The 11,842-nt window shown below is 56.5% G+C and carries 10 protein-coding genes; 6 read left to right on the top strand and 4 right to left on the bottom strand.

Translation table 11 applies throughout. The features are described 5' to 3' along the window. Positions 1-34: 34 nt before the first annotated feature. Both panS and lysC read right to left on the bottom strand, forming a co-directional pair. A complete protein-coding gene (panS, locus tag SK54_RS00470; protein ID WP_015570166.1) occupies positions 35-979 on the bottom strand; it encodes a ketopantoate/pantoate/pantothenate transporter PanS in 945 nt (314 codons plus the stop codon). 93 nt (positions 980-1,072) lie between these two features. Continuing rightward, on the bottom strand, positions 1,073-2,422 hold the full coding sequence (gene lysC, locus SK54_RS00465; RefSeq protein ID WP_006810501.1) for a lysine-sensitive aspartokinase 3: 1,350 nt from the start codon (positions 2,420-2,422) through the stop codon (positions 1,073-1,075). Positions 2,423-2,796: 374 nt separating this feature from the next. Between lysC and pgi the strand changes: the two genes are divergently transcribed. From pgi to psiE, 6 genes are all read left to right on the top strand, one after another. Continuing rightward, complete coding sequence (pgi, locus tag SK54_RS00460) at positions 2,797-4,446, top strand: glucose-6-phosphate isomerase (protein ID WP_045347966.1); 1,650 nt, start codon at positions 2,797-2,799, stop codon at positions 4,444-4,446. Positions 4,447-4,812: 366 nt separating this feature from the next. After that, positions 4,813-5,055: an exopolysaccharide production protein YjbE gene (gene yjbE / locus SK54_RS00455; protein WP_003860341.1), complete on the top strand. Its 243-nt coding sequence runs from the start codon at positions 4,813-4,815 to the stop codon at positions 5,053-5,055. Between the two features lie 63 nt (positions 5,056-5,118). Then, complete coding sequence (locus SK54_RS00450; RefSeq protein WP_017382614.1) at positions 5,119-5,757, top strand: YjbF family lipoprotein; 639 nt, start codon at positions 5,119-5,121, stop codon at positions 5,755-5,757. Next, complete coding sequence (locus tag SK54_RS00445; protein WP_032103670.1) at positions 5,754-6,491, top strand: capsule biosynthesis GfcC family protein; 738 nt, start codon at positions 5,754-5,756, stop codon at positions 6,489-6,491. The genes SK54_RS00450 and SK54_RS00445 overlap by 4 nt, the downstream gene beginning before the upstream one ends. Then, the gene (locus SK54_RS00440) at positions 6,491-8,587 is read left to right on the top strand and encodes a YjbH domain-containing protein (RefSeq protein ID WP_017382616.1); all 2,097 of its coding nucleotides are present in this window, start codon (positions 6,491-6,493) and stop codon (positions 8,585-8,587) included. The genes SK54_RS00445 and SK54_RS00440 overlap by 1 nt, the downstream gene beginning before the upstream one ends. Before the next feature lie 178 nt (positions 8,588-8,765). After that, positions 8,766-9,176, top strand: coding sequence for a phosphate-starvation-inducible protein PsiE (gene psiE, locus SK54_RS00435; RefSeq protein WP_000202963.1), 411 nt, complete (start codon positions 8,766-8,768; stop codon positions 9,174-9,176). 96 nt (positions 9,177-9,272) lie between these two features. Here psiE and malG read toward each other — a convergent pair whose 3' ends face one another. Next, complete coding sequence (gene malG / locus SK54_RS00430) at positions 9,273-10,163, bottom strand: maltose ABC transporter permease MalG (RefSeq protein WP_003860332.1); 891 nt, start codon at positions 10,161-10,163, stop codon at positions 9,273-9,275. 14 nt (positions 10,164-10,177) lie between these two features. Beyond that, on the bottom strand, positions 10,178-11,722 hold the full coding sequence (malF, locus tag SK54_RS00425; RefSeq protein ID WP_017694723.1) for a maltose ABC transporter permease MalF: 1,545 nt from the start codon (positions 11,720-11,722) through the stop codon (positions 10,178-10,180). Between the last annotated feature and the right edge of the window lie 120 nt (positions 11,723-11,842).

The following is an 11,842-nucleotide window of genomic DNA, read 5'->3' as shown; positions in this document are numbered from 1 at the left end:
TGGGGAGGCTTCAGTGTAAAGCAAGCCGGGTCAATTAACCCTGTTTCACCGCATCTTTTTTCGGTTGGTCATCAATCGGCTTACCGGACCAGTATCCAGCTAACAGCGAACCGGACAGGTTGTGCCAGACAGAGAACAGCGCCCCCGGTAGCGCTGCCAGCGGTGAGAAGTAAATTTTACCCAGCGCCGCTGCCAGGCCGGAGTTCTGCATCCCCACTTCGATCGCCAGCGTGCGGCAGGTGGATTCGTCAAAGCCAAACAGCTTTCCGCCCCAGTAACCGCCCAGCAGACCAATAGTGTTATGCAGCACAACCGCGACGATCACCACAAAGCCCACCGAAGCAATGTGCGATGCGGAACCGGCTACCACGGCGCTGATAATGGCCAGAATGCAGACCATCGAAAACGCGGGCAGATACGGCTCAACCGCTTTCACCACCCGCGGGAAGAGATGGTGGATCACCAGCCCCAGCGCAATCGGGATCACCACGATTTGCAGGATGCTGAGCAGCATGCCCATCACGTCCACCTGGATATGCGCGTCGACGTACAGGCGGGTTAACAGAGGCGTGGCAATCACGCCCACCAGCGTGGAAACGGACGAGATGGTGACGGAAAGCGCCACGTCGCCTTTCGCCAGATAGATCATGACGTTAGATGCCGTACCGCTGGCGACGCTCCCCACCAGCACCATCCCGGCGGAAAGGTCGGGCGGCATCTTAAAGGCCATCGCCAGCAGCCATGCCGCGAGCGGCATCACCAGGTAGTGCAGGAAAATCCCTGCGGCAACCGGCGCCGGGCGAGACAGCACGCGTTTGAAATCGTCAATTTTCAGATGCACGCCCATGCCGAACATAATCAGCATCAGCAGCGTGGTGACCCACGGACCAATGCCCGTGAACGTGGCAGGAGTGTAATACGCGAGTACAGAGAGCAGCAGCGCCCATAACGGGAACAGCCGGGTGATAGCGGAGAGCATAGTGAATTCCTTGCAGTATTGTCGTGTTGTTTTGTTATAAAAAAGCCGGGTCTGTGCCCGGCTTATTGATATTGTTTATCGTGCTAACGAATTTTATTCAAACAAATTCTGATGAAGTTTCTGCACGACCTGCTCGGCCTGATCGGCAGGGACCAGGAAGCAGAGGTTGTAGCTGGACGCGCCGTAGCAAATCATGCGGATATTGAACGGGTCGAGCACGCCGAACACCTCTTTGCCCACGCCGCAGGCGCGCGACAGCTTATTACCGATGATGGCCACCAGCGCCAGATCTTCTTCCACCTCCACGCGGCACAACTCGGAAAGCTCAATCAGCAGCGACTGCGTCAGCAGGGTGTCGCCGGTAGAGGTGGAGCCGGTGGTGTCGAGCGTCAGCGCGATGCTGACTTCTGACGTGGTGATCAGGTCCACGGAGATATTGTGGCGCGCCAGGATGCCAAACACTTCCGCCAGGAATCCACGGGAGTGCAGCATATTATGGCTGTGCAGGGTTACCAGCGTCTGCTTACGACGCAGGGCCAGCGCGCGGAACAGTGGCGGGTTCTCGGTTTTCTTGCAGACCAGCGTCCCGCCCGCCTTTGGATCTTTACTGGAGCCAACGAAGACCGGAATGTCGCTGCGCACGGCGGGCAGCAGCGTGGCCGGGTGCAGCACTTTCGCGCCGAAAGTCGCCATTTCAGCCGCTTCTTCAAAGGCGATCACGTCAATACGTTTTGCCGCAGAGACCACGCGCGGGTCGGTGGTGTAGATACCCGGCACGTCCGTCCAGATATCCACGCGGGTGGCGTGCAGGGCCTCACCCAGCAGGGCGGCGGTGTAGTCGCTACCGCCACGGCCCAGCGTGGTTGTGCGCCCTTTGGCTTCGCTGCCGATAAAGCCCTGGGTGATCACTATGCCTTCATCCAGGCGCGGGGCAAGCTGCTGGTTAGTCAGCTCAGCCAGGGCTTCCACGTCCGGCTCGGCGCGGCCAAAGCGGTCGCTGGTGCGCATCACTTTACGCACGTCGAACCACTGCGCCTGAATATTGCGCTCGCGCATGATCTCAACGAACAGCAGGGTGGACATCAGTTCGCCGTGGCTGACCAGTTCATCGGTCAGTGCGCTGGAGGTGGCCAGCGACGCGGCTTCAGCCAGGGTGGTGATATTTTCCAGCAGGCGTTCCACTTCCTCACGAATGACGTTCGGGTTTTGCAGACGCTCGAGAATGTCGAACTGAATTTTGCGCAGTGCATCCAGCTTCACGAAACGCTCGGTCGCTTCCAGTCCTTCAGACAGGGAAACCAGCAGGTTCGTCACGCCGGCTGAGGCGGAAAGCACCACCAGGCGGGTATTCGGATCGGCCAGCACCACATCGGCGCTGCGGTTCATGGCATCGTAGTCTGCCACACTGGTGCCGCCAAACTTGGCGACCACAAAACTCGTCATAACAACCTCGTGTCAGGGAATGAATAGAGCGACCTTGGCACAAGAATGAAGCGAGAACAGGTGCAGGCGCAAAATACGGCCCTATAAATAAAATGCGGGGGAGGTCCTGTCAATGCTGGGATTATGCGGATTTTTCATGGGGGGGTACCCCTCAGAAACAGGACTTATAACAGGCCCATATTTTATGCTCCTTTTTCCCTCTTTTTGACCAACATTTCGCCACGCCGGAAGGGCGCGACAGCAGCTATACTTTTCGGGTCTTTTCACCTGCGTTTGATGCAGACCAGGGCAATGGCATAAAAACCATCACAATTTTTATTTGCAGGCGCTACAATCGACCGCAGTCACAATTCTCAAATCAGAAGAGTATTGCTATGAAAAACATCAACCCAACGCAGACCGCTGCATGGCAGGCACTACAGAAACATTTTGATGAAATGAAAGACGTCACCATCGCGGAACTGTTCGCGAAAGATGCCGATCGTTTCAGCAAGTTTTCCGCCACCTTCGATGACCTGATGCTGGTGGATTTCTCCAAGAACCGTATCACCGAAGAGACGCTGGCGAAGCTGCAAGATCTGGCGAAAGAGACTGAGCTGGCAGATGCCATCAAAGCCATGTTCTCTGGTGAGAAAATCAACCGCACCGAAGACCGTGCCGTCCTGCACGTGGCCCTGCGTAACCGTAGCAATACGCCAATTATCGTTGACGGCAAAGATGTGATGCCGGAAGTGAACGCGGTGCTGGAAAAGATGAAAACCTTCTCTGAAGCGATCATCTCAGGTAGCTGGAAAGGCTACACCGGCAAAGCGATCACCGACGTCGTAAACATCGGTATCGGCGGCTCTGACCTCGGCCCGTTCATGGTGACCGAGGCGCTGCGCCCGTACAAAAACCACCTCAACATGCACTTCGTGTCCAACGTCGATGGGACTCACATCGCTGAAGTGCTGAAAAAGGTGAACCCGGAAACCACGCTGTTCCTGGTGGCGTCTAAAACCTTCACCACTCAGGAAACCATGACCAACGCCCACAGCGCGCGCGACTGGTTCCTGAAAACCGCGGGCGACGAAAAGCACGTGGCGAAACACTTTGCGGCGCTGTCCACCAACGGTAAAGCGGTGGGTGAGTTCGGTATTGATACCACGAACATGTTTGAGTTCTGGGACTGGGTGGGCGGCCGCTACTCACTGTGGTCTGCGATCGGTCTGTCCATCATCCTGTCCGTGGGCTTTGACAACTTCGTTGAACTGCTCTCCGGCGCGCACGCGATGGACAAACACTTCTCCACCACCGCGCCTGAGAAAAACCTGCCGGTGCTGCTGGCGCTGATCGGGATCTGGTACAACAACTTCTTCGGCGCTGAAACCGAAGCGATTCTGCCGTACGACCAGTACATGCACCGCTTTGCGGCCTACTTCCAGCAGGGCAACATGGAATCCAACGGCAAGTACGTTGACCGTAACGGCAACGCGGTGGATTACCAGACTGGCCCAATCATCTGGGGCGAGCCGGGCACCAACGGTCAGCACGCGTTCTACCAGCTGATCCACCAGGGCACCAAAATGGTACCGTGCGATTTCATCGCCCCGGCGATCACGCACAACCCGCTGTCCGACCACCATCCGAAGCTGCTGTCTAACTTCTTCGCCCAGACCGAAGCGCTGGCGTTCGGTAAATCCCGCGAGGTGGTTGAGCAGGAATACCGTGACCAGGGTAAAGATCCGGCTACGCTGGAGCACGTTGTGCCGTTTAAAGTGTTCGAAGGCAACCGTCCAACTAACTCCATTCTGCTGCGCGAAATCACGCCGTTCAGCCTGGGTGCGCTGATTGCCCTCTACGAGCACAAAATCTTCACTCAGGGCGCTATTCTGAACATCTTCACCTTTGACCAGTGGGGCGTTGAGCTGGGCAAACAGCTGGCAAACCGCATTCTGCCAGAGCTGGGTGACGATCAAGCGATCGACAGCCACGACAGCTCCACCAATGGTCTGATTAACCGTTATAAAGCCTGGCGTGCGTAATAAATATGTCATGAACAATGCCGGCGATATGCCGGCATTTTTTTATCGGATAATTCCTGATGTCTGTTAGTTATCTCAAATTCTGAAGCTGAGTTTAATCCGAAAAAGACGGTAACCCCGTTAATTGCTGAGGTTTATTTTAAGAAAATACGGAGTGATGGTTTAATGTTATTATATTATAAATGGTTGATTTATATTGATTATATATTTCCTTGATTCTTTTTTCCTTCCATTTTTAACCATTAGTCTGAAAACCTCATCCCTATTTACCCCCACGGTAAACCCACTGCTTTAGTTGTGTATACTCGAATCCGCCTGAATTTCTTTTCGGGCAAATCTCCATTCATTCATTGAAGGGAAATTGTTATGAAGAAAGTACTGTATGGCATTTTTGCCATATCTGCGCTTGCGGCGACGTCTGTCTATGCAGCTCCGGTCCAGGTCGGGGAAGCAGCAGGGTCGGCAGCGACGTCTGCGTCTGCGGGGAGTTCGACCGCAGCCAGCACCAGCGCCGTAAGTTCAGCCGTGGGTGTCGCGCTGGCGGCAACCGGTGGCGGTGATGGCTCCAATACCGGAACCACGACCACTACGACGACCAGCACCCAGTAATAACGGGTGTTTTAATCATAACCACACTTCGGTGTGGTTATTTCGCCCCTTCGGAGAAGAGTCGTGAAGCGACCTGCAATCATCCTGATTTGCCTGCTGTTGCAGGCGTGCTCAGCTACCACCAAAGGGCTGGGCCACTCACTGTGGGACAGCATGTTCGGCACGCCGGGCGTGCATCTGACCGATGACGAACTTCAGAACATGCCGTATGCCAGCCAGTACATGCAGCTAAACGATGGTCCGCAACTGTTTGTGGTGCTCGCTTTCGATGAAAACGGGCAGCAGAAATGGGTGACGCAGGATCAGGCCACCATCGTGACGCAGCATTCCCGCATCGTGAAAACGTTGCTCGGCGGCGACAACCTGCTTGAGGTGAACAACCTGGCTGAAGATCCGCTCATCAAGCCGAATCAGATCGTCGATGGCGCAAGCTGGACGCGCACGATGGGCTGGACCGAGCATAAACAGGTGCGCTACGCCACGGCCCGCTCCACCTTCCGCTGGGACGGTACGGACAGTGTCAAAGTGGGCAGCGACGAAACGCAGGTGCGCGTGCTGGATGAAGAAGTGACAACCGATCAGGCCACCTGGCATAACCGCTTCTGGGTGGACGAAGAGGGGCAAATCCGCCAGTCCTTACAGTATCTCGGTGCCGGTTTCTTCCCGGTGAAGGCCACCCTGATCAAGGCGGCGAAATCATGAAAATGTTCATCCACATTGCGCTTCTCGCCAGCCTGACCTCGCCGCTGGCGTGGTCTGCGGGAACGGTACAGGTCTACACCCCGGACAGCGAAAAACCTAAAACCTTAACCAATGCCGGGCATCTGCTCGATCTGGTGGGGCAGCCGAGGCTGGCGAAAAGCTGGTGGACCGGGGCGGTGATCAGCGAGCGTCAGGCGACGATCGTAGCGGAACAAAAACATCAGGCGCTGCTCGCCCGACTGAGCGGGCTGGCACAACAGGAAGATACCGACGATGCCGCGGCCATTACTAGCCTGCGTCAACAGCTTCAGGCGGTTAAGGTGACGGGGCGCCAGAAGGTGAATCTGGATCCGGATGAGGTGCGCGTTGCGGAAAACGGCAATCCGTCGCTGGAAGGGGACTATACCCTGTGGCTTCCGGCTCAACCTTCAACCGTCACCGTGATGGGGCTTCTCAGCAGCCCTGGCAAAAAGCCGTTTGCGCCGGGCCGGGACGTGGCGAGCTATCTCGACGAGCAAAGTCTGCTCAGCGGAGCGGATAACAGCTATGCCTGGGTGGTCTATCCGGACGGGCATACGCAGAAAGCGCCGGTGGCTTACTGGAATAAACGCCATATCGAACCTATGCCAGGCAGCATCATTTTTGTCGGTTTTGCCGACCATTTCTGGACGAAAGCGTATGACGGGCTTAATGCCGATATCCTTCGCTCCCTGATACAGCGGATACCGGAATAATGAAAAAAACCTATCTCTACAGCATGCTTGCACTGTGCGTGAGTGCCGCCTGTCATGCAGAAACGTATCCGGCACCCATCGGCCCGTCGCAGTCCGATTTTGGCGGCGTGGGCTTACTGCAAACCCCAACCGCGCGTATGGCCCGCGAGGGGGAAATCAGCCTTAACTATCGCGATAACGATCAGTACCGTTACTACTCTGCGTCCGTGCAGCTGTTCCCCTGGCTGGAGACCACGCTGCGCTACACCGACGTGCGTACAAAACAGTACAGCAGCGTGGATGCCTTCTCCGGCGACCAGACTTATAAAGACAAAGCTTTCGACGTGAAGCTGCGCCTGTGGGAAGAGAGCTACTGGATGCCGCAGGTCTCCGTTGGTGCGAAGGATATCGGCGGGACCGGCCTGTTTGACGCGGAATACATCGTGGCCAGCAAAGCCTGGGGACCGTTTGATTTCTCACTCGGTCTGGGATGGGGCTATCTCGGCACCAGCGGCAACGTCAAAAATCCGTTCTGTACCTACAGCGATAAATACTGCTACCGCGATAACAGCTACCAGAAAGCGGGCTCCATCAACGGGGACCAGATGTTCCACGGCCCGGCCTCGCTGTTTGGCGGCGTGGAGTATCAAACACCGTGGCAGCCGTTACGCCTGAAGCTGGAGTACGAAGGAAACGACTACTCGCAGGACTTCGCCGGGAAAATTGAGCAAAAGAGCAAGTTTAACGTCGGCGCCATTTACCGCGTCACCGACTGGGCCGACGTTAACCTCAGCTATGAGCGCGGTAATACCCTAATGTTTGGCTTTACCCTGCGCACTAACTTTAACGACATGCGGCCGCACTACAATGACAACCCGCGGCCAAAATATCAGCCGGAGCCGCAGGATGCGATCATTCAGCACTCCGTGGTAGCGAATCAGCTGACGCTGCTGAAATATAACGCGGGCCTGGCGGATCCAAAGATCCAGACCAAAGGCGATACGCTGTACGTCACCGGCGAGCAGGTAAAATACCGCGACTCCCGCGAAGGGATCGAGCGCGCCAACCGGATCGTCATGAACGATCTGCCGGAGGGGATCCGCACGATCCGCGTGACGGAGAACCGCCTCAACCTGCCGCAGGTCACAACCGAAACCGATGTTGCCAGCCTTAAGCGTCATCTTGAAGGCGAACCGCTGGGACATGAAACCGAGCTGGTACAAAAACGCGTTGAGCCGGTGGTGCCAGAGAGCACCGAGCAGGGCTGGTATATCGATAAATCCCGCTTCGATTTCCATATCGATCCGGTGCTGAACCAGTCCGTGGGTGGGCCGGAAAACTTCTACATGTATCAGCTGGGGGCGATGGCGACGGCGGATCTGTGGGTGACCGACCACCTGTTGACCACCGGTAGTCTGTTCGGCAACATTGCTAACAACTACGACAAATTTAACTACACCAACCCGCCGAACGATTCAAAACTGCCGCGCGTGCGTACCCGCGTTCGCGAATATGTGCAGAACGATATCTACGTGAATAACCTCCAGGCCAACTACTTCCAGTACTTCGGCAACGGCTTCTACGGCCAGGTTTACGGTGGCTATCTGGAAACCATGTTCGGCGGCGCCGGGGCAGAAGTGCTTTATCGTCCTGTCGACAGCAACTGGGCGTTTGGGGTTGATGCCAACTACGTGAAACAGCGTGACTGGCGCAGCGCGCAGGACATGATGAAGTTCACCGACTACAGCGTCAAAACCGGCCACCTGACCGCCTACTGGACGCCGTCGTTCGCGCAGGACGTGCTGGTGAAAGCCAGCGTCGGCCAGTATCTGGCGGGTGATAAGGGCGGCACGCTGGATATCTCCAAACACTTCGACAGCGGCGTGGTGGTGGGCGGCTATGCCACCATCACCAACGTTTCGCCAGACGAGTACGGGGAAGGGGACTTCACCAAAGGGGTGTACGTGTCGATTCCGCTGGATCTGTTCTCATCAGGCCCAACCCGCAGCCGTGCGGCAGTGGGCTGGACGCCGCTGACGCGCGACGGCGGCCAGCAGCTTGGACGTAAATTCCAGCTGTATGATATGACCAGCGATAAGAACATTAACTTCCGCTGATGCTTATTTGCCCGGTGGCGCTGCGCTTACCGGGCCTACGAGAGTGTTTTTGTAGGCCGGGCAAACGCAGTGCCGCCCGGCAAGAATGTTCATCTGGACAAAACATAAACAAAAAATATAGATCCCCGTCACATTTTTGCGTTATACAGGAACCTCGCCCTGGAGAATGAGGTGCTGTATGACATCCCTGACGCGTCCGCGCGTTGAGTTTATCTCAACGATACTCCAGACCGTGCTGAACCTCGGTCTGCTGAGCCTTGGCCTGATCCTGGTCGTTTTTCTGGGTAAAGAGACGGTGCATCTGGCGGATGTGCTGTTCGCCCCTGAGCAAACCAGCAAATACGCGCTGGTGGAAGGCCTGGTGGTCTACTTTCTCTACTTTGAATTTATCGCCCTGATTGTGAAGTACTTTCAGTCCGGCTTTCACTTCCCGCTGCGCTATTTTGTCTACATTGGCATCACCGCCATTGTGCGGCTGATCATCGTTGATCATAAATCCCCGCTCGACGTGCTGATCTACTCGGCGGCGATCCTGCTGCTGGTGATCACCCTCTGGCTGTGCAACTCGAAGCGGCTGAAACGCGAATAAAAAAATGGCGGCCCGGAGGCCGCCGAATAACAGTCACAAGTTGGTTCAATACAATACGTCTAAAGTTGAGGGTTGCAGTGGCATAACAAATGAAACTTAACCTTTCACACCGCCCGCCGTCAGGCCGTTGACCAGCCAGCGCTGGGCCAGCAGGAACACCACGGTAATCGGGATGGCAGAGAGGACGGCCGCCGCGGCAAAGTCGCCCCACAGGTAGTTTTGCGGGTTGAGGTACTGCTGCATACCGACGGCAAGGGTGTAGCTGTTCACATCGCGCAGTAGCAATGAGGCGACCGGGACTTCGGTGATGGCCGCGATAAACGACAGGATAAACACCACCGCCAGAATCGGCACCGACAGCGGCAGCAGCACCAGACGGAACGCCTGCCACGGTGTCGCCCCATCCAACGCCGCCGCTTCTTCCAGCGAACCGTCGATGGTTTCGAAATAGCCTTTGATGGTCCACACGTGCAGGGCGATGCCGCCAAGATAGGCGAAGATCACGCCGCCGTGAGTGTTCAGGCCGATGAACGGCACATACTGCCCAAGACGGTCAAACAGGGCATACAACGCCACCAGCGACAGCACGGCCGGGAACATCTGGAAAATCAGCATCCCTTTCAGCAGCGTCGCTTTGCCCGGGAAACGCATACGGGCGAAGGCGTAAGCGCAGGTGGTGGAGAGCGTCACGATGCCGATCGCAGTGATGGTCGCCACCTTCACCGAGTTCCATAGCCACAGCAGCACCGGGAACGGCGGCGGCGTGACGCGGCCATCCGCATGTTCCACGCTGAAGCCCAGCGCGAGCTTCCAGTGCTCCCAGGAGATTTCGTCCGGGATCAGGCTCCCGGTGGCGAAGTTCCCCGAACGCAGGGAGATGGCGATAACCATCAGCAGCGGGAACATGATCGCTGCGATGAAAATCAGCAGGCCTAAGTGCGTCGCGAGGAGGCGCAGTTTCTGAGATTTGGGTTGTACCATTGCCATGTTCAGTGCCCTCCTTAGTCAAATTTCATACGTGTGGCTTTCAGGTTCACAATCGCCAGGGCGCCCACCAGCAGGAAGATCAGGGTGGCAATCGCCGCCGCCAGGCCGAAGTCCTGACCGCCGCCGCCCTCGAAGGCGATGCGGTAGGTGTAGCTCACGAGCAGGTCGGTATAGCCTGCCGGCGTGGTGGTGCCGAGACGGTCCGGGCCACCGTTGGTCAACAGCTGAATCAGCACGAAGTTGTTAAAGTTAAAGGCGAAGCTGGCGATCATCAGCGGCGTCAGCGGCTTAATGAGCAGCGGCAGGGTAATTTTGAAGAAGTTCTGGAACGGACCCGCGCCGTCCATCGCCGAGGCTTCGTACAGATCGTCCGGGATAGCCTTCAGCAGCCCCATGCACAGGATCATCATGTACGGATAACCGAGCCAGGTGTTCACGATGATAATCATCGAGCGAGCGGTGGTTGGGTCGCTGAACCAGGCCGGTTTGATACCGAACAGCGCGCTCAGCATCATGTTGATTTCACCGAAGCTCTGGTTAAACAGCCCTTTGAAAATCAGAATCGAGATAAACGACGGCACGGCGTAGGGCAGAATCAGCAGCACGCGGTAAATCGCTTTGCCTTTCAGGGACTCCCACTGCACGAGGCAGGCCAGCACCATGCCCACGGCCACGGTCAGGATCACGGTTAGCACCGAGAAGACCACCGTCCAGACGAAGATGGCGAAGAACGGTTTCTGGATGCCTTCGTCGGTAAATACGCGGGTGAAGTTGTCCCAGCCGATGGTGACGGTATAGCCCGGGCTGAGTTTGTCGTCGCCCCAGCTGCCGTCGGCATTCACCGACTGATAGAAACCGATATCGTTGTTCGGACGGTACTTCACGCCGCTCTGGTTATTGGTCAGCGTGCCGTCATCCGCCAGAGTATAAAGCGGCTGCGTGCCGGAGAACTGGCGCAGCGAGCTCATGGTCACTTTGCTTTCGTCTGGCAGCACGGCGGTGAGCTGGGTCAGCGCCTGACGATTCTGGGTAATGATACGCAGGTTCGCACGTTCACCTTCCGGCAGGGCCGCAGCTTCTTTTAAGGCCAGCTTCTGCTCGCCGCCAAATTTGAACGCGTCGGAAAGATAGGTTTTGCCGCTCTCACCGTCAGTGAGCGCTAACTTCCACTCGTCACCCGTGGGATACAGGCCGAAGTTAAAGGTTTTACCCGCCTGGTAAGAACGATCCAGAAGCACCTGGGTGGCACGCTCCTGCGCGAGCTGGTTGGTGCTGCTGTAGTTGGTAAAGGCAATCGCGATGGTGCAGATCAGCGGAAAGAGGACAAACAGCCCCATCCCGGCAACGCCCGGGTAGACATAGCGCCAGGCGTACGCTTTACGGTTGGCGAAAATATACAGGCCAACCGAGCTTAAAATCAGCGTCATGATGGCAAACAGGTATTCCCCTTGCACGTACATTAAAACAACAAGGTAACCCACCAGCAGACACAGCAGACCTATCACTGACCACTTCAGTGCGTCGCTTTGCCACCAGTGTTTCTTTTTAATGACATCCATGGGGTTCTTCCTCTACAACGGTGGAAACTTATCGTCAGGTGGCACTGCGCTTACCTGACCTACGGATCGTGCCGTAGTCGTAGGGCGGGTAAGCGCACGCGCCACCCGCCGTTTTTCAGA

The sequence above is a fragment of the Enterobacter sp. MGH120 genome, from assembly GCF_001037725.1.
Classification (GTDB): domain Bacteria; phylum Pseudomonadota; class Gammaproteobacteria; order Enterobacterales; family Enterobacteriaceae; genus Enterobacter; species Enterobacter hormaechei_C.
This window is presented reverse-complemented; position numbering and strand designations above follow the sequence as displayed.